The sequence below is a fragment of the Serratia sp. JSRIV006 genome, from assembly GCF_019968685.1.
Classification (GTDB): Bacteria; Pseudomonadota; Gammaproteobacteria; order Enterobacterales; family Enterobacteriaceae; genus Chania; species Chania fonticola_B.
The window spans coordinates 5,108,314-5,132,239 of record NZ_CP074137.1 but is presented as its reverse complement, the minus strand read 5'-3'; the positions used below and the strand labels follow the sequence as shown (position 1 = coordinate 5,132,239).

Sequence of the window (23,926 nt, the reverse complement as noted above, 5' to 3'; positions counted from 1 at the left end):
AGGTTTCCTGACGTTGGCGCGTTTATTGGGTAACGCTTGTTTTTATATTGGTGGTGTCAATTTTTGTCGTAAAGCTAATTTGTCTATTTTGCCATTGGCATTTTTCGGTAATTCTGCTGTAAAGACGATCTTTGAGGGTATTTTAAATTTGGCAATTTTATTGGAGAGCCAATGAGTGATATTATCGCTCACCAAGGGTTTATTCCGGTGCGCCACAATAAAAGCGACAGCTTCTTCTCCGTAGATTTCGCTGCTGCTGGGAACTATGGCAATTTCCTTGACGCCAGGGTAATTCGAGATCAGGTTTTCCACTTCAATGCAGTATATTTTTTCACCACCGCGGTTGATCATGTCCTTGCTGCGATCTTTGATATACAGGTAGTTATCCTGATCGAGGCAGGCGATATCGCCGGTGTAAAACCAGCCGTCGTGGAAGAACTGCTGATTGGCCGCCGGGTTCTTCCAGTACTGGCTCATGACCACTGGCCCTTTCAGCCATAGATGACCAATCTGACCGGCAGTAAGCACCTGGTGATTATCGCCGCGAATTTGGCAGCTTAGGCCGGGAATGGGTAAGCCAGAACTGCCTATCTTATCGCTGCTGCGCACATCGACCGGAAAAATGCTGGCTGGTGAAGAGGTTTCTGTCAGCCCATAGATCGGCCTGATTTCCGTGGCTGGGAACAACTGCGCGAGCCTTTCGATAATGCCCACGTTCAAATGCCCGGCACCACAAGCGATCATCCGCAAGCTGGTGTAGTTGCCCACCTGTGGATACTTTTCCGCTTCTTGCAACAGTAGGATAAACACCGTTGGCGAACCATGCAGGAAGGTAATGTTATGGCTGCTGACGGTTTTCAAAATCTCTTCTGCATTGAATCTTTGCTGCAAATGCAACGTACCGCCAAGGTGAATAAACAGGCAGAGTAAAGCTGACAGGCCGGTAATATGGCAGATAGGGATCGGCAAGATGGCGCTGTCTTGCTCGGTTAACTTGAGAGCCTGTTGGTAAGCCGTGATAGCCGCAATAAAGTTACCGTGAGTGAGCGCTGCTCCTTTCGGTGAGCCAGTGGTGCCGGAAGTATAAATAATTGCGGCAATGTCATCCGCTACGATGGCGGCAGGCTCTACGGGTTGGATCACCTTTTGGTCATCTGCATTACTGAGCATCAGTTGCCAATCGGCCAGCGACACCACATGGCTTTGCTTCACGGGTTCCAGCGTCGCCATCCACGGCTGGCTGTTGGGATCGTAAAAAACCGCCTTGGCATTAACACTGGACAGGATGATATGGCTGTCTTGCGATTTTAACTTGGTGCTTAACGGCACCACGATAATCCCCAGCGCCATTGCTGCATAAAACAGCGAGCAGAATTCAGGCCGGTTACCCAAGGCCAAGACGATCACATCGCCTTTGACGAGGTTAAAACTTTCTTTCAGGCAGGCGGAAGATAAATTAACGTTATGATTTAACTGATTATAACTGTATTTATGGCCTTCAAAGAACAGGGCGGTATGCTCAGCCCGGCGGTTAACGCTCTGCTGTAAACTCTGATAGAGGTGTGTGATTTTTGCCTGCTGCATAGGTTGCCCCTTCACCGACATTTACTGATGGTGGTGAGTATAGGGAAAGGCAACGGTGCAAGAATGCGCAAAATTTCACATCTTTCTTCGGCCAACAGGGCTGACGCTTTGTATAAAATGCCAACCCTGGGAGGACAAAAAAATCGATGTTATGACGTGCTGGTTAGCAAATGTTATCGAAAATGATAAAAATTATGATGAAAAAGGTGAGTAAGGGGTTTTGCTTTTATGCAGATGCATAAAAAGAAGGGGGAGGGGATGACGCTCGGGCTAATCAGATACGTCGCCTCGTCAGCCAGAGTTACGGGAGAAAGAGGAAGGGCAAAGTCGGTTGGCGGGCGTTGGCCAACCGACTCTGAAGCTGGATTCTCTTACTGTGGATAGCACGACGTAATAAGCGCGGTTTAATGTATCAAGCCCTGACCCTTGGTGGGTTGGGGCCAAAGCTAATAGCCTAATGTGATCGTCAACTAAGAGCGAGGAGCGGACATCGGCTTGATGTCAGAAATGAAATTTTGTCGTTGAACCTCGCCATATTGAACTCTGCAATAAAGGAAGAAAAAACTCCGCTGGCGCAAAATCTGATTGGGAGAAACTGACGCGTTCTACCTTGGTGTTGGCTCACCGATTCGCACGCACCAACTATATGTGGTATCGATATGGGTAATAAAGTTACAATATATAGAATTTTCAGGTGTAACGGCGGGACTACTGGCGCGATTCGATCTTATGGGCGTTTTGCCGAGTCCCTAGAGAAAGGCGTAAAAAAACCGCCTGGCGGCGGTTTAGTGTGAATGGAAGTCTATGATTACAGCAAAGCCATCTGATTGTTTTTTAAACGTGCCAGCTTGCCGCTTAAACTAATTTTGTCTTCTGCCTTTTCCAGGTCGGTCGTTTTCATCATTTTTATCAGCGTATCAATGTCGTCAGGTGTTTTCACTTTAACAAAGTCCCGCATTTTGTTGATGAACACCACCGAATACTTATTTCGCAGAAGCAGCTCTACTACGTTGTTTAGCGTACCAGGACTCTTGCAGTCCCAAACCATCAGACCACAGTCAGCCTTCTCGGCCATCTGGATATCTTTAGCTGTGTAAAACTCACGTGTTCCGCGCTTGTAATCTGTTTTGACAACATTCACGGGCCACGCGCCTAAGTTGTTTCGCGGCTTTGCCGAACTGCTGAAAACTGTGGTGGTTTCACAATTCAACGCCATGAGCGCTCGCTGAACTGATGAATCTACGCCGTTAGCGTCACCAACAACCACACGATATTTTTTGTCTACAATCTTCTTCAACCGCTCAATGATGAGCGGATCAAGTTCTTTGATGGTTATAGAGCCAGCAACGAAAATCGTCGTCATGGTTATCTCCAAGTAAGAGTCGCAACGTAAATATTATTGATTTTATTATAGCCGCGTAGCGCCGCACAAGCAGCCTCCATTGATGCTCCCGTATGGTATAGGTCATCAATCACTAAAACGTTCCAGCATCCTTGATTGGTAATAATAGGGTTTACGGAAAAGCTGTTCCCAATGGCTTCAACTTTTTCCTCTTTGGTATGCAGATTCTTAAGTGAAACACCGCCAGGAGCTTTCAACAGGAGATTGTCAATGCAGGGGACACCGGCTAAGTTTGCCAGTGCTTGAGCAATCTCTGTAACAGGCTGTCGTGCACGGACATTAGAAGCGGCCATAGGAAGGATGAACCCAACATTTTCAAACAGTGGATATGCTTCATCATAAAGGCATTGAGCCAACGGCTGAACCTGACTCCAATCAGATCTGTACTTAAGCAGAAAGAGGGCTTCGCCCACTTCAGTACGAGTAGTGTCGTAAATGTTATGGCCCCACTCGTTTTGCCCTGTCACCACGCTGAACTTACTGTGCTTGTCCAGTACCACACCACGATTCCAGTTACCCGCAATGTCTTTGATATTCACTTCCATCGGTGTTTCCCTCACTCGTTACAAGATATGAATGAAGATACGCTCGTTAAATACCTTCTTAAAGGGCACGTTTTGATAATTGTGCTGAAACGCAGGGGGGGGGCTTTTGGCGTTTTACCGAATAGAAAAAATTGACGTTGAAAAAAGATATGTTAAGACAGACAAGGGTTCACTTTGAGCCCGTCTGTTTTGAAATCAGGAGGCCGTATGGCTAACAATAAAAGAATACTGAATGGTTCGAATCGTTCACGCGCAGCTAAAGAAATCAAAGCCCTTCAACGCGCAGAAAAAGCTGGGATAACAATCCCGCAGATTGCCCAAGCGATGCAGCCAGCTGTGATGGAGCCTAATACAACCAATGGATTACGTGAAGCTTGCGGAAGAATCGATCAGATGCTGGATATCGCAGCGGGTAAAACAGTAATTACCGATGCGGTAGACTCACTTCTCAAGCCTTCTCCGGGTGGTGCGCCCGCAACGGGAGAGCTAAAACCTGCATAAGCTTACGGGCTTACAAAAAAAGCTACTTTAGCCGCTGTGTCGTTTGCAGCGGCATTTTTGTCTTTTTTTCATAAGGCCAAGCCTGCAATCTTCCTATGGTTTATCAGGTTCGGCAGAATAGGCTTTTAGTCGAATGTTCACTATTGAAGCAAAGTCCAATAGCTAGTGTCCGCTCCTGGCTCGGAGCAGACTATCAAAACTAGATTAGCGTTAGTGGGGGGGTAACCTGGTTAGATCCCCCTTGAGCATGCTCATATCTATGGCCGAAAAACGCGAGCAGTTCGGCCACAAATCATACGCACTTAATTAACCATTAGCCGCAAAGCCAAATTATGCGGATAGGGGTCAAAGTATTTTTGCGTCAGCAGGTAGCTGTCTGGGTATTCGCCCAGGTAATGCTTCAGCAGCGTCAAAGGCGCGAGTATTGGCAGCAGCCCCTCGCGATAATGGAGGATCACGTCATTCAGCTCGCCGCGCTGACGTGAGTTCAGCTGGTTACGAAAGTACCCCTGAATGTGCATCAGCACGTTGGTGTGGTTCTTGCGCGAGGCGGGTTTTTTCAAGATCGTCATCAGTTTTTCGCGATAAGCCACGAAGAATGCATCCAGGTCTTCCCACTCATGCAACGAAGCGACAAAGGGGCCAATTTCGCGGTAGCCCGCTTGGTGGTGCGCCAGCAACTGCAATTTATACCGGCTGTGGAAGTCCAGCAGCGCATGGCGGGTGAGGCCGTTGGCCTTCAGGGTGTTCAACTCGTGCAGGGCGAAGATGCGCTCGACAAAGTTTTCCCGCAGCACCGGGTCGTGCAGGCGGCCATCTTCTTCCACCGGTAACCACGGGTATTTCTCCAACAGCGCTCTGGTAAAGATGCCTACGCCCTCTTTACGCCCGCGATTGCCCTTTTCATCGTACAACCGTACGCGTTCCATACCGCAGCTCGGCGATTTGGCGCAGACGATAAAGCCCGACAGTTCGTCAAGACGTGAGAGATAGGAATCCGTGAATGCGGTCATTTTCTCCGTCACATCGTCGTGCGGCGCTTGGCTGAAGTGCATCCGGAAATCCCCTTCGGCGGTCTGAACCAGGCGTAGTGCCGGACGAGGAGAGGGCAGTCCGATGGCCATCTCCGGGCAGACGGGTTTGAAGGTCACCCACTGCGCCAGCCCGTCCATGACAAAGCCCATGCGTTTATGTCCGCCGTCAAACCGAACGGTCGCGCCGGTTAAACATCCGCTGATCCCAATGACGGGTTGCTTATTCATATCGCGATCCTCTTACTGTTCTTTTCGGGTGAAGAAAAGCGTTACCTGGCCGACGGTGATGCCGAACTTTTTCATCTCTGTTTTATTAAAAAGATGCGTGTCATCTTGCAGATACATCCAGTCATCAAAGTGAAGTAGCCAGGTACTGCCATTGGCTTTCACGTTCATGCTGTAACGCCAGTTAAAGGCGTTGCCTTCTGCCACGCCGCTGGCCACACCTTCAATATCGCCTGCGGTGCCTTCGTAGCGATTGGTGCCGACGCGCCGGATATGCCACACCCGTTGCTGCTTCTCGCCATCGTCATAGACAAAGTGTTCATTTAGCGTCAGCGTGTCGCCGATGACGTTGCCGCTGATTTCCACGTGGAAGCGGCGCAGCTGTTTTCCGCTGCGGTCCTGTACCATACCCCATGCCTCGGTTTTCCCCTGGAAGTAGTGGAAGATATCGAGCGGCGGTTGTTGATGCCGGTAGTCGCTGATGTCTGTGCTACAACCCACCAGAAGCATCATCAGCGCCAGGCCAAGTGTCAGAATGCGTTTCATTTTTCACCTCCGAGCAACTGCTGACGCAGTTCGGGATATTGCGTACGTAGATCGAGCCAGATGGCCAGAAAGTTTGTACTGAAGGCGGCAGACTGGCTGGGGCCGAGCGGGATAAAGCTTTTTTCTACCGCCGAGGCGCGATACCAGAACTGCCCCTGCTTACCCTTGAGAACAAAGGTAAGCTGCGAGCCCGGCGTGACGTCCGGCCAGAGTGACTGCAGCATGCGCAGCCAGGCTTCGCTCTGTGGTTCTCGCTCCAGGATCCCCTGAGCCTGCCACTGGTCACGGGTGGCTTCGACCAACTGGTCACGATCGATGTCGCGTTTGTAGGTAATAATCAGCGCCTGATCCTGTTCCGGCCCGTGATACCGACCGTCCGGCGTGCTCAGTTGGGAGGTATAAACGGTAAACGGCCCCCATGTCAGGCTGGCATCACCCACTTTGCGCCAGCTTAACCAGTCGGCGGCATGGGCGACGGGCGCGATGGCCGCCAACCACAGCAGCATCAGTAAAGAGGTTTTCATTGTTGCCTCCCCGTCAGAATATGGAACAACAGCATCAGAACCAGCCAACCCAGAGCCATCCAACTGACGACGATAAAGGTCGGCTCCCGGAAAGTCATGGCACCCAGACGTTCGCCAATCACATATGCTACGGGACCGCCAACGGTTGCCAACAGAGCCAGGATCCATCGCGGCAGCGTGGTCGTGAGGATCAAGTGGGTCCAGACGGTAGCAAACATCAGCCACAGCGCCATCATCCACAGGGGCAGCAGTGCGTCACTGTTAAAGCCGATCTGCCCCGTCAGCACCCAGAGGGCATCCAGACCGCAGCCCGCCGCGGCCAGCAGTAGGGCATAAACACGGTGTGCAGGCGACAGCATCAGACAGGCCAGGATCGCCAGGGCGAGCCACAGGAACAGGCCGCGTTCGCGAAACAACACTACCAGCGTCCAGTAGAGATCGAACGCGAGAGCCATCAGCACGACCTGCACAGAGCGGTTCATACGCGCTCTGCGGTCAGTTGCACCACGCTGATGGTGCGTGCGTTAAAACCGGCTTCGCAGTAGCCAAAGTAGTAGAGCCACATACGGCGGAACCTTTCATCGAAACCGAGCTTTTCAATGTCCTGCCAGGCGTGCAGAAAACGCTGCCGCCAGTGAGCCAGCGTGCGGGCGTAGTCTGGCCCCATATCGAACAGATTACGGACGACAAAATCGGTGTGACGCGTCATCAGTTCACTCATTGCCGTGATGCTCGGTAGGAACCCGCCGGGGAAGATGTAACGCTGGATAAAATCGACGCTTTTGCTGTAGTCGCGGTAGCGCTGATCCTGAATGGTGATGGCCTGAATCGCCATTTTGCCGCCCGGGCGCAGGCGCGCCTGACAGGTGCGGAAGAAATCCGGCAGGTAGCGTTTACCCACGGCTTCAATCATCTCAACCGATACCAGTTTGTCGAATTGCCCGGTCAGGTCGCGGTAGTCGCACAGCAGAACCTGAACTCTGTCCTGTAATCCCGCGCGGGCAATACGCTCTGTAGCCCAGATGTACTGCTCTCGCGACAGCGTCGTGGTAGTGACGCGGCAGCCGTAGTGACGGGCGGCGTATTCCGCCATTGCCCCCCAGCCGGTGCCGATTTCCAGCAGGTGATCGCTTGCGGTCAACGCCAGTTGTTCGCACAGGCGCGCCATTTTTGCCTGCTGGGCTTGAGAGAGAGCCTGGTCGTCGGCGGTGAACAGCGCGCTGGAGTAGAGCAGATCTTCATCGAGAAAGTGCGCATAGAATTCGTTACCCAGATCGTAATGGGCGGAGATGTTTTCCCGCGCCTGTTTGCGGTAGTTACGCCGCGTCCAGTGGCGAAGCCGCTCCATAGGATTGCCCAGCAGGCGAAAGCCACTTTCCAGCCTTCCCAGTACCTTGCCGTTGAGGGCCAGGATCTGCAAAAGCGGGGTTAACTGATGCGTCTCCCACTCACCCTCCATCCAGGATTCGGCCGCGGCGAGGCTGCCGCCGGTGAGCAGACGCCAGTAAACACCCGACGCGAGGATCTGCACTTCAGCACGCAGCGCAGAGGACTCATCGCCAAAATGGAGGGTCTGCTGTCCTTCACGCACGGTGAGCAAGCCCTCGCGGATACCGCTCAGCAAACGAAAGAGTAGCCAGCGCGCGATACGGGCGTTACGAGGGATATCGGATTCAAGCGCAAAGGCAGGATCGGTCATGAGCGCTAACTCCTTCTGACGGGATGGTTGTACAACGGCACGCGTTTAAGCCACAGCCGTAACGCTTGCCAGTAAATTGCCAGGACGGTTTTCAGGGTCATCATCGGTATGCGCAGCAATATCGATCTCAGGGTCGCGCGCGTTAGGTGCTCACGGCGAAGCGCGAGCGTGGCGTCGAACACCTTCGACTCCTGATGATTTTCGATATGCATATGCAGCGTTTTACCGGGGGCGTTGAAGCGCCAGTGATAGACCATATCCATCGGATTAAACGGGGAGACATGGAAGGCTTTCTGCTGCGGGCGAGCCGCCTGGCCATCCACCGCATAGTAATGGCGCTCGTTCCACGGAGTGTTGCGCACTTCGGCCAGAACCCAGCGCAGCATGCCCGTACTGTCATAGCAGTAGTAGAGATTGATCGGATTAAAATGGAAGCCGAAATAACGAAGCTGGGTCAGGAGCATGACGCGGCCATCGGGACGTTCCCCGGTCAGGGTTTGCAGCCGGTCGAGGGCGTTCTCTTTAAGCGGTGTGCCGAGTGGGTAATCCGCATCATGGAAGGCGGCCGCGGCAAATCGATTACGGCGGATACCCGCCGACGGCAGCGCATCCAGCTCGTCCAGATCGATCCAGGCCATAAACACGTTATAGCGAAAATGGTGTGATTTCGGCTGGAAGCGACGATGGCGTAACACACCCTGGTAAAGGCAACTGTTCATCTTACAGGTCCTCCCCTGCAGCGATCCCTTTCACCACGTCCAACGCGCTGCGTACCCCATCCTCGTGAAAACCGTTGTACCAGTAAGCTCCGCAGAACCAGCTCCGTTGGTGGCCGTTAATCTCGCCGCGGCGCGACTGGGCGCGCCAGCTTTGCGGGTTAAACATCGGGTGCTCGTAGACAAAGCGTTTCCAGACGTAGCGATCGTCTACCGGCGTTTCCGGGTTCAGGGTGACGCAGAACAAGGGGCTACCCTCAGGTAATCCTTGTAAGATATTCATGTTGTAGGTGACGCAGGCGCTGGCCTGGTCCCGTTCGCTCAGGCGATAGTTCCAGCTTGCCCAGGCACGCTCGCGCACCGGTAGCCAGCGTGGATCGCTGTGCAAAACCACCTCGTTATGCTGCCAGCCAATATCGCCCAGAACCTCGCTTTCTGCAGGAGTAGGATGAGCAAGCATCGCCAGCGCCTGTGAGGAATGGCAGGCGAAGATCACCTGGTCGAACGAGTGATTCGACTGCGCAAGCTGGATTTCAACGCCGCCGTTGTGGCGGATGACCTGCTGCACCGGAGCGTTGAGGTGCAGGGTCAGGCGGTCCCCCAACTGGGCCAAAATGGCGCGGACGTACTCGCGAGAACCGCCGGGCACCACATACCACTGCGGACGGTGGGTAACGTCCAGCAGGCCGTGATGCTCAAAGAAGCGCAAAAACAGCGGAAGCGGGAAGCGGCGCATCTCCTGCAGTGACGAGGACCAGATGGCGGCCCCCATCGGCAGGATATAATGACGCGCGAAAAACGCGCTGAAGCCGTGCTGTTCGAGAAAAGTCTCCAGCGTGGCGTTTTCGTTAACGTCGCCTGCCAACGCCTCTTTTGCCAGGCGGTTGAAGCGAACAATATCTCGCAGCAGCCCCCAGAACGCCGGATTAACCAGGTTACGACGCTGTGCAAACAGCGAGGTGAGGGTGTGGCCGTTATACTCAAGCCCGCTTTGCGGATTATGCACGGAGAAGCTCATCTGCGTTTTTTGCCCGCTGATGCCCAGCTCGCTGAGCAGGCCCATAAAGCGCGGATAGGTACGGTCATTGTAGACGATAAACCCGGTATCGATGGCATACGTCCCCTGCGGCGTGCTGACATCCACCGTGGCGGTATGACCACCCACAGTGGGTTCCGCTTCGAAAAGCGTGACCTGATGATGCCCGGCCAGCCGCCAGGCACAGGTGAGTCCTGCAATACCGCTGCCGATAATGGCGATGTTCATGAGCGAACCATCCTGCGCAACAGCCTGCGCTGAAGAAAATTGGGGAGCCCTGAAAGCAGCTTCATGACCAGGCTGAATCCGGTGGGAAAGGCGATGTGTTTTTTCCCTTTCGCCAGCCCGCGACGGATCGCCTTCACGGCATCGTCGACGCTCACCTGGCCGGGCATGGCAAAATCATTTTTACGGGTAAGCGGCGTGTCTACAAAGCCCGGTGAGACAACCGTGACGGCAATGCCTTTGGGCTCCCAGTCAAGGCGCAGACTATTGGCAAACCAGGTGAGGGCGGCTTTTGACGCGCCATACGCCTCTGCTCGTGGGAACGGCAGCCAGTGCGCCATCGAGCTGACCAGCGCCACGCGACTTCCTGGAAGGAGCTGGGTCTGAAGTGCGGCCAGACAGTTCACTGGCCCCTGGAAGTTGGTACTCATCACACGTTCCACCAGAGCGGCATCCACCACACCCTGATCCAGGTATTCGCAGGTTCCCGCACAAAGAACGGTCAGGTCGGCAGTGCAATCTGCAAGCGCCAGACGGCAGGCCTCCCTGTCCGTCATATCGAACACGCGTAACGTGATATTCGGGCTGTACTGTTGCAGTGCTTCCAGCCTGGCCCTGTCTCGCCCGCAGGCAATGACTTGGCAGCCGTCATCGGCCCAGGACTTCGCGAGCCCGGCACCAATGCCGGAGCTTGCGCCGGTGATGAGGACGGTCATCATGAGCGGATTCTCCTTTTTACACTTCGCACCGCCCAGCCAAGAAGGGGAAGATGTTCGTAGATCATCTCCCCGGCATCGTAGTAATCGCGCTGGCGAATAATCAGGTTGTCCTGCACATCGACAATTGAGCATCCTGCGAGGACTAGTGTTTCTCCCCCTGCAATCCGTGGGTGAGACCAATGCATTGCCCAAGTTACGGCAAAACGATGGCCTTCGCAGAGGGGGGAGTCGATGGTAAAGCGGCAATGCTTTACGTTGGCCAATAGATGAGTGAAGTAACGCTGGATCGCCAAAAGACCCTGATGCTCACCAAACGGGTCGCTCAGACTGGCATCAGCATGATAGATCTCCGCCAACGCAGATGGCGGCTGGTTATCCAGCTTGCTGTAGTAATCAACAAACCGGTTGATGATGGATGGCATAGAGCTCATGAGTCTCACCTGAGAGTGAACAACCTAGCGTTATTGCATAGTTAAAACTTACACAATTATTGTAGTTTGTCCAACTTTGGCGAGGTGATAATTATTTTCTCATTCGCTTCAACGTATTAAGTTTGCCAGCTCATGCTGTTAACTGTGCAACATGAGCTGGCTTTATCTTCAACTTCCTCTGTAGGTAGAGTATCCATACTGGCTTAACAGCAAGGGGATGTGCAGTTTTTCATTGGTCTTGGTGACGGTGAACATCACCGGGATCTCCGGGAAGAACGACGTTTGCTGCTGTTGGTGGAAATAGTCACCGGTTTTGAAGGTCACTTTGTAAATTCCCGGCAGCATATCCTGGTCCTGTGGATAGAGAGATTTGATACGCCCGTCTTCGTCCGTTTTACCGCTAGCCAGCGTGACCCAGCTGTTTTGCTGCTCTTTTTCAAGCGTGACGGTGACATTCGGCGAGGGGATCCCTGTCTGCTGGTTCAGAATATGGACGCTCAGCGTGCCAGCAGGGGCACTGAATGCGGCAGGAGCCATTGCCAGAGAGGTTAGCAGAATAAGACCGGTAGCTTTTTTCATCATGATTTCCTGTAGGGGTTAAACAAACAGGAAAAAGGTAGCATCCCGGTGAAAAATAAATATTCAACCTTTTGTGATAATTAACGCAAGCACAACGTCAAAGAGTAATGACCTCAAGAGACATCACCTGTTGTTGCCACAGTTCAATCTGTTGTTTGCGGATGGGGGTGAGTTTACCTGTCATGACCAGCAACCATTTTCGTTCAGGAAATAGCTCTGGAGCCAGACTGGCAGGCGGAACGGGAAGGACATCAATGTGCTGCCCTTGACCCGTACGCTTGAGGGCTTCCAGCCAGATTTCACACGGGTCTGACAGGTACCAGCCGGTGATCAGATAGTTATCCCCTGCCGCTTTTTTGTCCCTTTCGAGGCAAAATGAGGTATAGGAAATGATAATGCCATCCAGGATCTCGCGCAGGGTCATCATCGCCGGAATATTGGCAGAGAATTTACCGCGCAGCGGGCGCAGCAATTCCGTGACCAACTCCGGGCGAGGATATTCGCGGCCAGAAACGTAAATCTGCTGGCGCAGCGATTCGATTTTTCCCTCTTTGAGCAACTGCAGCATTTTTTCTTGCAGAGTAAGCCAGTTGTTTGTCGGACCTTCTGCCGGGCGCGCGAGCAGGGGTTTTACCTGGCTGATGGTTACCCCTTTTTTTACCCAGTCGAGAATTTTGAGCGCCTGCTGGACATCATCATCGCTGTACTGGCGATGTCCACCATCGGTGCGCATCGGTTTAAGCAGGCCGTAACGACGCTGCCAGGCGCGCAATGTGGTTGCGTTTATTCCGCAAAGCCGGGCAAATTCGCCGATAGAGTAAGCCATGAGAGACATCCGATAACAAAGAACACTTTCAATATACTACGCATAATGCCGGCTTGAATGAAGTGTCGGGCGTTTGCACGACACTTTACTCCCAACCGTGCCTCAAACCTCAACTTCACCAATTCTTTCCAACGCATCCACAATCAGATCCCAAAAGGCGGTTTCATCAAGCTTCACTGCCACCTGAGTATGGCAATCCGCCGGGGCCGGGAAGCGGAAGTCCGCGACCGTCATCCCCAGCGTCAGGGTACCGGTCAGCTCAATATCGATGGGCACCTTACGCACCGTCATCACGTTGGGGTTGATCACATAGGCGACCGCGCAGGGATCGTGTACCGGTGGCGAAGTGAAACCCTGCGCCTGCTTATACATATGACCGAAGAACTCGAGCAGTTCGACGACAAATTTCGCAGGGCCGGTGCCAATAGCGGCGATGCGCGCGCTAACTTCTGGCGTGGCCAGCGCCTGATGCGTCAGATCCAACCCAACCATGGTTAACGGCCAGGGTTCGTTGAACACGATATGCGCGGCTTCCGGATCGATTTTGATATTGAATTCAGCCACTGCGCTCCAGTTACCTACGTGGTAACCGCCGCCCATCAGCACCACTTCCTTCACGCGTGTGGCAATGCGGGGCTCTTTGCGCACCGCCATGGCGATGTTGGTCAGGCCTGCGGTGGGCACCAGCGTTACGGTGCCTGGTGGGTGTGCCATGATGGTATCAATGATCAGGTCGACGGCATGGATATCGGCCAATTGCAGAGTGGGTTCCGGTAAAACGGGACCATCGAGTCCCGATTCGCCGTGGATGTCGGGGGCGACTTCAATTTGCCGTACCAGCGGCCGCGAGCAGCCAGCGGCAAAGGGCACGCCGGTGATGTTGGCAATGCGCGCCACGGCCAGCGCATTGCGCGTGACCTTCTCCAGCGTCTGGTTGCCGACGACGGTGGTGACGGCCAGCAGTTCAATATCTGGGTTGCCCCATGCCAGCAGCATCGCGATCGCATCGTCATGCCCCGGGTCGCAGTCCAGTATGATTTTCTTCATGATTTTTCCTGATGCAGGGGAATTTTTTCGAGCATAACCTAGAGGTGGGCAGAGGGGTATGACCAGCGGGCCGTTTTGTTAACGTCATCAAAGGATTGAATAAATCTGCCCCGGAAGGGGCAGATTGCTGGCTTAGTCTTCCAGCTTCAGCACCGGCTCTCTCTTCAGCACTACGCGCAGCACAAAGTAATACACGATGCCGATCGCCAGCCAGCTAAGGCCGAGGATTTTGGCTTCGATATCCATCTCGTACAGTACAAAGGCGATGATCGACAGGCCGATCAGTGGGAACAGCAGGTGTTTTACCCAGGCCTTGGACTTCTGGCGGATGATGTAGTGGTTAATCACCGACAGGTGCAAGATCAAAAAGCCCATCAGCGCCCCGAAGTTGACCAACCGGCTCAGGTTGTCGATGCTGCCGTTGAAGTACAGCCCGGAACCGAGGGAGATCACCGCGACCAGCAGGGTGCTGACGTAAGGGGTTTTAAAGCGTGGATGTACCTTGGCCAGGATCTTCGGCAATTGGCGGTCTCGCCCCATGGCGAACAGAATGCGGGAGATGGCGGCCTGCGCGACTAACGCATTGGCAATCCCCCAGGAGAGCGCCGTCGCCCAGATGGTCGCCTGCTTTAACCAGGAACCGCCCGCCAGATTGGCGGTATCGTAGAACGCGGTATCCAGGTTAGTGAAGTTTTGGCCCGCAGCCAGATCGGCGGCAATCCAGGTTTGCAGAATAAACAGCGACCCTACCAACAGCAGTGCATACAACGAGGCTTTCCCCACGGCATCGGCCCCGCCTTTACTCTCTTCGGACAGCGTCGAAATACCGTCAAAGCCCAGGAATGACAGCACCGCGATAGATACCGCACCCATCACCAGCGGCAGGCTGAATTTCTCGGCGTTGTAGAGCGGGTTCAGCGTCAGGCCACCGGAACCTTCGCCGGAATACAGTGCCGTCAGACCCATTACCACAAAGATGGTCAGGATCACGATCTCCGCCACCAGGATGTAGCGGTTGGCATTGGCGGTGAACTGGATCCCCACCAGGTTGATCGCACTGTTGATCACGATAAAGGTCACGATCCACACCCAGGCGGGTACTTCTGGCAGGATCGGGCCGAGCGCCGCCGCGCTGACGATATACAGCAACGACGGCACCAGGATGTAATCGAGCAGGATCAGCCAACCGGCAAAGAAGCCGACGGTTTCATGGATGCCGCGCTGGGCATAGGCATAGACCGAGCCGGAAACCGGGAAAGCGCGGGACATTGACCAGTAGCTCATGGCGGTGAAGAACATCGCCACCATGCCGATCAGATAGGCCAGCGCCACCATGCCCTGTGCGCCTTCCCACACGTAGCCAAACACGCCAAACGGCGCGATCGGCACCATAAAGATCATGCCGTAAATCACCAGATCTTTCAGGGTGAGGGTACGGTGCAGTTCCTGCTTATAACCAAATTGTTCTACAGACATGGCGCTATCCCTAATCCAACTGGAGGTTTAACTGCTCGGCAACGCTGCGTGGCAGCGCGAAACGGCAGGTTTTCAGCGGATCGACCACCTGACAGATTTGCAGATCGCCAGTGATGCTCAGCAGATTGATGGCGTCGGCCAGCGAGACCTGGCTATAGTCCGCCACGAAGTGTGCCATATTGCGGGTTGCCAATTCGGCCGCTTCGTCCAGCGTTTTGGCGGATGCCAGGGTATAGAGCGTATCAATGGTGCTCATCATCGGGGTGGGCAGCGCGCGGTTTTTGACTACGCTCAGGTTCACCACCACTTCGCCGGGAATTTCCAGCCCGCATACCGAGACTTCACCATCGCCCATTGCGGCATGCAGATCGCCGAGCGCAAACAGCGCGCCGGGAACGTTAACCGGCAGCCACAGCGTGCAGCCTTCGGTGATGATTTTGCAGTCCATGTTGCCGCCGTGGGCATCTGGAGTGCCGCAGGGGATCGGATCTTCGGCTGGGGCGACGCCAATGACGCCGATCATTGGTTTTAACGGCCAACGCACGCCGCCAGGCAGCAGGGCGAAGCCGTCTTCCAACGGCACGGTGCGGATCTGTGGCTGTTGCAGCTCATCGCCAATGACGCCCAGGCCTGGAGCGGTGACCATGACTGCCTGATGGCTGGTTGGGGTAATACGTTTAATCTCTACCCGTAACACATCGCCGGGGTTCGCATCCTGCACGTAAACCGGCCCGGTAGCCGGGTTGATGCGGCTCCAGTCCAGTTCGGTGAAGGCGGCCTGTTCGGAGGCGATTTGATCTTCGAAGCAGTCACAGGTTTCAAAACAAACGTCGCTGCCGCTGGCAACTGTGGCCACAGGGGTGTTATCGCGCGACATGGCATATACCACGTGCGTACGTGAGATCTTTTCCATGGTGATTCCTATAATGAATAATGAAGCCTGGTTTTTATTATTTATGGCGATAATGATAATTGGGCGCACCAGCGCCAATTCATCAATAAATCACACCCGCAGGGGCGTAAGCAAGCATGCGAAAGCGGTAGCAGAATGGGCATTTTGGTTGGATTGGCAGGATATGCTTCAAACAATTATCGCGGTGGTTTATTACCCGCAACTATGGCGGAAATTTCCGCATAACCGATCGGTTAAGCCGAATGAATACAGCAGAGTTCTCAGTAGAGAATGGGAATCAAATGAAGGTAAATACTTTCGATAATTAGCATTAATAAAATGATTAACCGTTTTTATAGCAGTAAACGCTATATATCAGCTAGAGCAAACTTATTACCCTGGAGTGAACTCCAGGGATAAAGGGGAGCCTCAGCGATAGCCCTGATACACTTCCGCCACGCGTTTAAAGTATTCCGTCAGATAATTAATACACACCTGCACCTTGAGCGGCAGCTTGTCCTTCTCGGTGTACAGTGCGTAAACCGGACGGGGTTCTGAATGGTAGCGCTTGAACAGGATCTCAATCTCGCCGCGTTTGATCTCTTCGATGACCCACATCAGTGGCGCATAGGCAATCCCGGCCCCGGCCTTGAGCCAACGGATCATGGTTTGTGAATCGTTGGTCACGAAGCGCCCCTGCGGGGAAATACGCGTACTGATGCCTTCGGGAGCCATCAATTCAAACTCACTGTCGGGCCGTACGCTGTATTCCAACCAGGAAAAATTCACCATATCCGCCGGTTTTTGCGGTGTCCCATGTTGAGTCAGGTAGCTTTTGGCGGCGCAGACCACCATCGGCATCGAGCCCAGACGTTTGGAAAACAGGCTGGAATCCTGCAGTTCGCCGGTGCGGATCACTACGTCCAGGCCGTCGGCAATCAGATCCGGGGCCGGAATGCCGGTGACCAGATTAACCGTCAAACCAGGATACTCTTGCAGCATATCGGCGGTCATGGTCGCCAGGACGTTTTGCGCCATAGTGGACGAACTGCCGATGCGCAGCGTGCCTATGGGCGTATTGTTCAGCGCATAAAGCTGCTCATGGACCTCGGCGGCTTCCTGCAACATGCGGCGGCAGCCCTGATAGTAGATTTTACCCGCTTCGGTCAGGCCGATACTGCGCGTGCTGCGGTTAAGCAGCTTCACCTGTAGATCATTTTCCAGTTTGGACACTGTCTGGCTGATGGATGAAACGCTCATGTCGAGCTGGCGTGCTGCCGCGGTAAATGACCCACATTCAACGACTTTGGCAAACACGGACATCCGTTTTAGTCTTTCCATTGTTCACTCTGGCTTAAAAGTGATTTAGATCACAGATTATAGATGAGTTGATAGTAAGCAGGCTAATATAACGCGTCGGGTGTAAAGATCTTCTGAACGCTTGAGCGTGGTCAGCTATGCCGCGGTTTACTGCCGTGGCCGCAAGATCCCTCCGGTTATCCATACATTCCCTCTCGCGGAAGCCTGCTGTTAGCTTAACCCTTTTTCAGGTTTATGGCCTGGTCAACTACCAGATCATAACGTTTGGCGTCCGTGCGCTAGAATGTAAATGGAATGTGAAATCAGCAGGGAAAACCCCCGGTGTAGTAAACAATTAAGGATAAAGTGATGAGTTTGCTTCCGGTTATGGTCATTTTTGGACTGTCGTTCCCACCGGTATTTTTTGAGCTGTTAGCGTCGTTGGCCTTGTTCTTCGTCATACGCCGCCTGTTGCAGCCGACCGGGATTTACGATTTTGTCTGGCATCCGGCGTTGTTCAATACCGCGCTGTATTGCTGTTTGTTTTATCTGATTTCGTGTCTTTTCGTTTGAGGCTGCTGTGAAAACTCTGTCATTAAAAATACTCCGCATCGCCATCACTTTGCTGCTGGTTCTGTTGGCGGCCATTGCCGTGTTCAAGGCGTGGGCGTTTTACACCGAATCGCCTTGGACGCGTGATGCCAAATTCACCGCCGACGTGGTGGCGATTGCTCCAGATGTCAGCGGTTTGCTGACCGACGTGCCGATCACCGACAACCAGTTGGTGAAACAGGGCCAGATCCTGATGGTGATCGACCAGCCACGTTACCAACAGGCACTGGCCGAAGCCAACGCCGATGTGGCCTATTATCAGACGCTGGCGGCCGAGAAGAAGCGTGAAGCGGGCCGCCGTGTGCGCTTGGGGATCCAGGCGATGTCACAAGAAGAGATCGACCAATCCAATAACGTGCTGCAAACCGTGCAGCATCAGTTGGCCAAGGCGATCGCCGTGCGCGATCTGGCGCAGTTGGATCTGGAACGGACCACGGTGCGTGCGCCAGCAGACGGTTGGGTCACCAACCTGAACGTCCACGCAGGGGAATTTATCACCCGTGGTTCTACAGCGGTGGCGCTGGTGAAGAAAAACAGTTTCTATGTCATCGCCTATCTGGAAGAAACCAAGCTTGAAGGGTTGAGCAAAGGCGATCGTGCCGAGATCACCCCGCTGGGCAGCAACCGCATTATGCACGGCACCGTCGATAGCCTGGCCGCGGCGGTGAATAACAGCAGCAGTACCCCAAACAGCAAGGGGCTGGCGTCGATCGACAGCAATCTGGAGTGGGTGCGTCTGGCACAGCGCGTGCCGGTGAAAATCATCCTCGATGAGAAAGATCAGCAACACTCTTACCCGGCGGGTACCACCGCGACCGTGGTCATAACCGGCAAGAACGATCGTAGCATCGACAGCGGCTCGCCGTTTATCCGGCTGATGCATCGGTTGCGTGAGTTCGGCTAATGAACAGCCCAACCTTTCTGCGGCTGCGGTTTGCCTGCAAGCTCAGCTTTGCGATCGTCTTCGCCCTGTTTGTCGGTTTTCACCTCAATCTGGAAACCCCGCGCTGGTCGGTGCTGACAGCGGCCATTGTGGCTGCCGGCCCGGCCTTTGCCGCCGGGGGGGAACCTTTCTCTGGCGCGATCCGCTATCGTGGCTGGCTGCGTATTATCGGCACCTTTATCGGCTGCTTTGTCGGCTTGCTGATTATCGTTACCTGTGCCCGTGCGCCGGTGGTGATGCTGATGCTTTGCTGCGTCTGGCTGGGAGTCTGTACTTGGATCTCCTCGCTGGTGAAGGTCGAAAACTCTTATGCCTGGGGGCTGGCGGGCTACACGGCGCTGATTATCATCGTCACCTCCGCAGCCACTACAAACACCACAACCTCACTGTTGGACGCGCCACAGTTCGCCGTAGAGCGCTGTAGCGAGATCGTGCTCGGTATTCTCAGTGCGGTACTGGCCGACCTGCTGTTTTCCCCGCGTTCGATCAAACAGGATATCGATCGTGCGGTGGATCAACTGCTGGTGGGGCAGTACAAGCTGATGCAAATGTGTATCAGCGATGCCGGCAAGGAAGATATCGACCGCGCCTGGAGCGATCTGGTTAAAAGCACCACCGCCATCAACGGGATGCGCAGCAACCTGATGTTGGAATCATCGCGTTGGCAGCGGGTTAACAGCCGCTTGCATGCGTTACATACGCTTTCGCTGACGTTGATTACCCAGGCCTGTGAAACCTACCTGATTTTGCTCAATCACCCGGATGCGGTGAAGGAAAATATCCGCGAGCTGCTGATGGTTCCAGCGGAAACCGCGCAGGAAGTGCATAAACGCCTGAAGCTGGTGCGCCAGGTGCTGGCAACCAACCGTAGCGATGAACATCTGCAAACGGTCACCGGCTGGGTGGGCGCAGCGACGCGCTATTTGCTGGTGGCAAAAGGCGTGCATACCAACAGCGGCATCAACGCGGTAGAAAACGAGATACTGGCCGGGGAAGTGGTGGTGAAGAGGCCGTCGGCGGAAGGCCACCATGCCATGATCAACGGGCTGCGAGCCTGGGCGGCGACCTCAATAGGCTGCCTGTTCTGGCTGTGGACCGGCTGGACGTCCGGCAGCGGCTGTATGGTGATGATCGCCGTCGTGACCGCATTGGCGATGCGTACGCCAAATCCAAAAATGATGGCGCTCGACTTCCTGCTGGGCGTGCTGGTGGCGTTGCCGCTCGGTGCGCTGTTTTATATGTTTATTCTGCCGGAAACCCAGCAAAGCATGTTCTTGTTGTGTCTGAGCCTGGGCATCATGTCCTTTGTCATAGGGATCGAAGTGCAGAAACGCCGTTTGGGATCGCTAGGCACCCTGGCGAGTACTATTAACATCATCGTGTTAAGCAATCCGATGAGTTTCCATGTCTCCTCGTTTATCGACAGCGCCATCGGCCAGATTATCGGCTGCTTTGTGGCGATGATCGTGCTGTTCCTGATCCGTGATACCTCACGTGAGCGCACCGGCCGCACGTTGATGAATCAGTTGGTCAGCAGCGCCGTTTCGGCGTTGACCACCAAGGCGGCGCGCCGTAAGGAAAACCATCTGCCTGCGCTCTATCAGCGCCTGAACCAGCTGCTGATGATGTTTCCGAACGATATTGCCAAATACCGGCTGGCGCTCAACCTGATTATTGCCCACCAGCGGATGCAGATGACCGAGATCCCGGAGCGGGAAGAGCTTTCGGTGTTCCACAAGCAGATCCGCAGCACCGCCGACCACGTGGTCACCGCCAAGAACGATGTGAAGCGGGCTTACTACTACGATCGGTTACTCAAAGAGATGAATGAATATCAACAAAAGCTGGTGGATAACCTCGCTCCGCTTAGCGTCACCGGGCCGGTAAAACGCCTGGCCGATATGCTGCATCGCTACCGTCACGCGCTGATTGATTGATATTTTCACTTTCCCGTCAAAGGCTATACTGCATGGTTTACGTCTCCCGACTACGGGGGCTAAAATGCATGCAGGAAGGCCTCACAAACCATAATAATTCCGTATCAATTGCGGTTTTTGCTCGAGCGTCAGGCCTTTTGGATGCGAAATGGTTACATCTTGGTCATCTTTGATTCATTAATTTTTGCTATATATGCAGGGACAGTATGAATAAACGTACGCTTATTGCGATGCTGATTGCTTTGCTGGTGGCGGGGTTTAGTGCGCTGCAGGGGGATGGCGATCGGGCTCTGACCAATGATTCGACCCCGGCGGCAGAGAGCATTGAACAACTGACGCAGCAGCAGCGAGTGGTCAGCTATGTGCAACAGCACCAGCGTCTGCCTGATTACTACATCACCAAAAAGCAGGCTCGTGAGCAGGGTTGGGATGCGCGTGACGGTAATCTGTGCAAGGTATTGCCGGGCAAGGCCATTGGCGGCGACCGTTTTTCCAACCGTGAAGGGCAATTACCGACCGCCAACAACCGGGTATGGCGCGAAGCGGATATCAACTACCAATGCGGCCGACGCGGTGCCGATCGGCTGTTGTATTCCAGTGACGGTCTGATTTATGTCACACGCGACCATTATAAGAACTTCATGCGGATGGAGTGAGCCGATGGGGAAAATAGAGTTCGATTTTAACCAGATAGCGGACTTGCCAGCGTTCTATCGCCACTTTGCCGAGCGGTTTGCACTGGGTGAAGGATTTGGCGCCAACCTGGACGCGCTGTGGGACGTGGTGACCGGCGACATCAGCCTGCCGGTCGAGATTGAATTTCTCAATCTCAACGCCCGCAGCAAACGCCGCTTTGGTGCCATTATTCTGTTGTTTGAAGAAGCGGAGGAGGAGCTGGAGGGCAACCTGCGGTTCAATATCCGTGAAACGAGCAGCGCAGCGACGCATCAGCGGGGATGAACGGGGTCCATCCCGCAGCGATGCCGCTGACGATCACTGTTGTGCCTCTGCCAGCTCTCGCAAGTACTGGAAGATTTGGCGGAATGATTTTGGCGGCTTGTTAGCGGCCTGCTCTTTCTGCGCATTACGTATCAGGGCACGCAACTGTTGGCGATCGGCTTGTGGATACAGATCCAGCACGGACGGGATCGCGTCATCACCTTCAGCTACCAGACGATCGCGCAGCGCTTCCAGCTTGTGGAACAGCGAAACCTGTTGGTTATGGCGGTTCTTCAACTTGTCGAGCGCGGTCTGGATCGGTTCGACATCGCGAGCACGCAGCATTTTACCGATCAGTTGGATCTGGCGGCGGCGGCCTTCTTTCTTGATCTTTTGCGCCAGTTCGATGGCGGCACGCAGATCTTCATCCAGCGGGATGCGTTCCAAGGCGTTTTTACCCAGTTCAACCAGTTCGGTTCCCAGGTCTTTCAGCGCTTCGGCATCACGTTTAATTTCACTTTTACTGACCCAGATAATCTCGTCATCGTCCTCGTTTTCGTTCTCCGGGACTTCGTCGAGCCAGTCTTCAGGCTGTTTGTTCATGGTAGGCTCCGTTAAAAAGAGGCTAATCCTAACAGGTTGCCGGCTTTATGCGAAATTCCACGCGGTTCCTGTTAGACTCAAAAGTACATCGGGCTGTGGCCAGCGGGCGCAGCCTGAAATTATTTTGGCGCGTTATTGCGCGCAAAACCATGCCGACACGGCACTTTTCTCAACGATTTTCTGATTAACTATGGCCGATTGATGAAAGTAGTCACCCAAGTTGCAGAGCAGCGCAAAGCGCTGGAAAACGCCGTTTCACAGGCGCTGGAGCTGGCACGCGCCGGTTCCGATGCGGCAGAAGTTGCCGTGAGCAAAACCACCGGTATCAGCGTCAGCACCCGCTTCGGTGAGGTGGAGAACGTCGAATTCAACAGCGACGGCGCGTTAGGTATTACCGTCTATTATCAAAACCGCAAAGGCAGTGCCTCTTCCACCGATCTTAATCCAGATGCCATTGCCCGTACCGTTCAGGCGGCGCTGGATATTGCTCGTTACACTTCACCAGATCCCCATGCTGGCCCGGCGGAAAAAGATCTGCTGGCGTTTGACGCGCCGGATCTGGACCTGTTCCACCCCACCGAGCTGGATGCTGAACGTGGTATCGAGCTGGCAGCCCGTGCCGAACAGGCTTCGCTGGCGGCCGACAAGCGGATTACCAATACCGAAGGCGGCAGCTTCAACAGCCATTACGGTATCAAGGTCTTCGGCAACAGCCACGGCATGCTGCAAAGCTATTGCTCCAGTCGTCACTCGCTCTCCAGCTGTGTGATCGCCGAACATGATGGCGATATGGAGCGGGATTATGCCTACACCATTGGTCGGGCTATGGGCGATATGGCCAGCCCTGAGTGGGTTGGCCAGGAATGCGCCCGCCGCACGCTGGCGCGTCTTTCCCCACGCAAGCTGTCAACCATGAAAGCGCCGGTGCTGTTCGCCTCAGAAGTGGCTACCGGTCTGTTTGGCCACCTGGTTGGGGCTATCAGCGGCAGCAGCGTTTATCGCAAATCCACCTTCCTGCTGGATTCGTTGGGTAAACAGATCCTGCCGGAGTGGATGACCATTGAAGAACATCCGCACTTGTTGAAAGGGCTGGCCTCTACGCCGTTCGACAGTGAAGGCGTACGCACCCAGCGCCGCGACATCGTCAAAGACGGCGTGCTGGAAACCTGGCTGCTGACCAGCTACGCCGCGCGTAAACTGGGGCTGCATAGTACCGGTCATGCGGGCGGGATCCATAACTGGCGCATTGCCGGTCAGGGCGATGACTTTGCGGGCATGCTCAAACAGTTGGGCACCGGTCTGGTGGTCACTGAGCTGATGGGGCAGGGCGTCAGCGGGATTACCGGCGATTACTCACGCGGAGCTTCTGGCTTCTGGGTTGAAAACGGTGAGATCCAGTATCCGGTCAGCGAGATCACTATTGCCGGCAACCTGAAAGATATGCTGCGCAATATCGTCAGCATCGGCAGCGATATTGAGCTGCGCAGCAATATCCAGTGCGGTTCCGTGCTGCTGCCGGAAATGAAGATCGCAGGGCAGTAATCCCCCCTCACCCCAACCCTCTCCCACAGGGAGAGGGAGCTGTC

27 protein-coding genes are annotated in these 23,926 nt (G+C 54.4%); 8 read left to right on the top strand and 19 right to left on the bottom strand.

The features are described 5' to 3' along the window. Positions 1–42: 42 nt before the first annotated feature. The 3 genes from KGP16_RS23725 to KGP16_RS23715 form a co-directional block, all read right to left on the bottom strand. Positions 43–1,584: a class I adenylate-forming enzyme family protein gene (locus tag KGP16_RS23725; RefSeq protein WP_223500452.1), complete on the bottom strand. Its 1,542-nt coding sequence runs from the start codon at positions 1,582–1,584 to the stop codon at positions 43–45. Positions 1,585–2,392: 808 nt separating this feature from the next. Beyond that, positions 2,393–2,947: a hypothetical protein gene (locus KGP16_RS23720; protein ID WP_223500451.1), complete on the bottom strand. Its 555-nt coding sequence runs from the start codon at positions 2,945–2,947 to the stop codon at positions 2,393–2,395. A gap of 2 nt (positions 2,948–2,949) precedes the next feature. After that, complete coding sequence (locus KGP16_RS23715; RefSeq protein ID WP_223500449.1) at positions 2,950–3,531, bottom strand: ComF family protein; 582 nt, start codon at positions 3,529–3,531, stop codon at positions 2,950–2,952. Positions 3,532–3,738: 207 nt separating this feature from the next. Between KGP16_RS23715 and KGP16_RS23710 the strand changes: the two genes are divergently transcribed. Continuing rightward, positions 3,739–4,032, top strand: a complete 294-nt coding sequence (locus KGP16_RS23710; RefSeq protein WP_223500448.1) for a hypothetical protein — start codon at positions 3,739–3,741, stop codon at positions 4,030–4,032. 302 nt (positions 4,033–4,334) lie between these two features. Here the strand turns inward: KGP16_RS23710 and KGP16_RS23705 are convergent, their stop codons facing one another. From KGP16_RS23705 to KGP16_RS23640, 14 genes are all read right to left on the bottom strand, one after another. Beyond that, entirely contained in the window at positions 4,335–5,294 is a 960-nt protein-coding gene (locus tag KGP16_RS23705; protein ID WP_021806994.1) for a DUF523 and DUF1722 domain-containing protein, read from the bottom strand. Positions 5,295–5,306: 12 nt separating this feature from the next. Next, positions 5,307–5,837 carry a DUF3833 domain-containing protein gene (locus tag KGP16_RS23700; protein ID WP_059198995.1) on the bottom strand — a complete coding sequence of 177 codons (531 nt, stop codon included), beginning with the start codon at positions 5,835–5,837 and terminating at the stop codon, positions 5,307–5,309. Then, on the bottom strand, positions 5,834–6,361 hold the full coding sequence (locus KGP16_RS23695) for a YajG family lipoprotein (RefSeq protein WP_223500447.1): 528 nt from the start codon (positions 6,359–6,361) through the stop codon (positions 5,834–5,836). Before KGP16_RS23695 ends, KGP16_RS23700 begins: the two co-directional genes overlap by 4 nt. Further along, positions 6,358–6,843, bottom strand: coding sequence for a DUF2878 domain-containing protein (locus tag KGP16_RS23690; protein ID WP_094981515.1), 486 nt, complete (start codon positions 6,841–6,843; stop codon positions 6,358–6,360). Before KGP16_RS23690 ends, KGP16_RS23695 begins: the two co-directional genes overlap by 4 nt. Continuing rightward, on the bottom strand, positions 6,840–8,060 hold the full coding sequence (locus KGP16_RS23685; protein WP_223500446.1) for a cyclopropane-fatty-acyl-phospholipid synthase family protein: 1,221 nt from the start codon (positions 8,058–8,060) through the stop codon (positions 6,840–6,842). The genes KGP16_RS23690 and KGP16_RS23685 overlap by 4 nt, the downstream gene beginning before the upstream one ends. A gap of 5 nt (positions 8,061–8,065) precedes the next feature. Beyond that, complete coding sequence (locus KGP16_RS23680) at positions 8,066–8,779, bottom strand: DUF1365 domain-containing protein (protein WP_223500445.1); 714 nt, start codon at positions 8,777–8,779, stop codon at positions 8,066–8,068. A 1-nt stretch (position 8,780) separates the two neighbouring features. Further along, positions 8,781–10,040, bottom strand: a complete 1,260-nt coding sequence (locus tag KGP16_RS23675) for an NAD(P)/FAD-dependent oxidoreductase (protein WP_071681512.1) — start codon at positions 10,038–10,040, stop codon at positions 8,781–8,783. Beyond that, a complete protein-coding gene (locus tag KGP16_RS23670) occupies positions 10,037–10,756 on the bottom strand; it encodes an SDR family NAD(P)-dependent oxidoreductase (protein ID WP_179248543.1) in 720 nt (239 codons plus the stop codon). The genes KGP16_RS23675 and KGP16_RS23670 overlap by 4 nt, the downstream gene beginning before the upstream one ends. Next, positions 10,753–11,187 carry a nuclear transport factor 2 family protein gene (locus tag KGP16_RS23665; RefSeq protein WP_094981511.1) on the bottom strand — a complete coding sequence of 145 codons (435 nt, stop codon included), beginning with the start codon at positions 11,185–11,187 and terminating at the stop codon, positions 10,753–10,755. Before KGP16_RS23665 ends, KGP16_RS23670 begins: the two co-directional genes overlap by 4 nt. Before the next feature lie 168 nt (positions 11,188–11,355). Beyond that, on the bottom strand, positions 11,356–11,766 hold the full coding sequence (gene uraH / locus KGP16_RS23660; RefSeq protein WP_037376255.1) for a hydroxyisourate hydrolase: 411 nt from the start codon (positions 11,764–11,766) through the stop codon (positions 11,356–11,358). Positions 11,767–11,863: 97 nt separating this feature from the next. Next, positions 11,864–12,592: a MerR family transcriptional regulator gene (locus KGP16_RS23655; protein ID WP_223500444.1), complete on the bottom strand. Its 729-nt coding sequence runs from the start codon at positions 12,590–12,592 to the stop codon at positions 11,864–11,866. Between the two features lie 102 nt (positions 12,593–12,694). Beyond that, positions 12,695–13,639: a nucleoside hydrolase gene (locus KGP16_RS23650; RefSeq protein ID WP_021806983.1), complete on the bottom strand. Its 945-nt coding sequence runs from the start codon at positions 13,637–13,639 to the stop codon at positions 12,695–12,697. A gap of 132 nt (positions 13,640–13,771) precedes the next feature. Continuing rightward, entirely contained in the window at positions 13,772–15,115 is a 1,344-nt protein-coding gene (locus KGP16_RS23645) for an APC family permease (RefSeq protein ID WP_223500443.1), read from the bottom strand. 10 nt (positions 15,116–15,125) lie between these two features. After that, entirely contained in the window at positions 15,126–16,028 is a 903-nt protein-coding gene (locus tag KGP16_RS23640; RefSeq protein ID WP_094981509.1) for an acetamidase/formamidase family protein, read from the bottom strand. A gap of 13 nt (positions 16,029–16,041) precedes the next feature. Between KGP16_RS23640 and KGP16_RS23635 the strand changes: the two genes are divergently transcribed. Beyond that, positions 16,042–16,332 (top strand): hypothetical protein, encoded by a 291-nt coding sequence (locus tag KGP16_RS23635; protein ID WP_141234336.1) that lies wholly within the window; start codon positions 16,042–16,044, stop codon positions 16,330–16,332. A 104-nt stretch (positions 16,333–16,436) separates the two neighbouring features. Here KGP16_RS23635 and aaeR read toward each other — a convergent pair whose 3' ends face one another. Further along, complete coding sequence (gene aaeR, locus KGP16_RS23630; protein ID WP_024483740.1) at positions 16,437–17,348, bottom strand: HTH-type transcriptional activator AaeR; 912 nt, start codon at positions 17,346–17,348, stop codon at positions 16,437–16,439. A 327-nt stretch (positions 17,349–17,675) separates the two neighbouring features. On the opposite strand from aaeR, the gene aaeX reads away from it, so the two are divergent. From aaeX to KGP16_RS23605, 5 genes are all read left to right on the top strand, one after another. Continuing rightward, complete coding sequence (gene aaeX, locus KGP16_RS23625) at positions 17,676–17,879, top strand: p-hydroxybenzoic acid efflux pump operon protein AaeX (RefSeq protein WP_021180732.1); 204 nt, start codon at positions 17,676–17,678, stop codon at positions 17,877–17,879. A 7-nt stretch (positions 17,880–17,886) separates the two neighbouring features. After that, entirely contained in the window at positions 17,887–18,822 is a 936-nt protein-coding gene (gene aaeA / locus KGP16_RS23620; protein WP_021806979.1) for a p-hydroxybenzoic acid efflux pump subunit AaeA, read from the top strand. Further along, on the top strand, positions 18,822–20,798 hold the full coding sequence (aaeB, locus tag KGP16_RS23615) for a p-hydroxybenzoic acid efflux pump subunit AaeB (protein WP_021806978.1): 1,977 nt from the start codon (positions 18,822–18,824) through the stop codon (positions 20,796–20,798). The genes aaeA and aaeB overlap by 1 nt, the downstream gene beginning before the upstream one ends. A 206-nt stretch (positions 20,799–21,004) precedes the next feature. Then, a complete protein-coding gene (locus tag KGP16_RS23610) occupies positions 21,005–21,454 on the top strand; it encodes a ribonuclease (RefSeq protein ID WP_021806977.1) in 450 nt (149 codons plus the stop codon). A 4-nt stretch (positions 21,455–21,458) separates the two neighbouring features. Beyond that, a complete protein-coding gene (locus KGP16_RS23605; protein WP_021806976.1) occupies positions 21,459–21,758 on the top strand; it encodes a barstar family protein in 300 nt (99 codons plus the stop codon). 33 nt (positions 21,759–21,791) lie between these two features. On the opposite strand, the gene yjgA is transcribed toward KGP16_RS23605, so the two are convergent. Continuing rightward, positions 21,792–22,340 (bottom strand): ribosome biogenesis factor YjgA, encoded by a 549-nt coding sequence (gene yjgA / locus KGP16_RS23600; protein WP_021180727.1) that lies wholly within the window; start codon positions 22,338–22,340, stop codon positions 21,792–21,794. A gap of 201 nt (positions 22,341–22,541) precedes the next feature. On the opposite strand from yjgA, the gene pmbA reads away from it, so the two are divergent. Next, positions 22,542–23,882, top strand: a complete 1,341-nt coding sequence (gene pmbA, locus KGP16_RS23595; RefSeq protein WP_021806975.1) for a metalloprotease PmbA — start codon at positions 22,542–22,544, stop codon at positions 23,880–23,882. Positions 23,883–23,926: the final 44 nt, after the last annotated feature.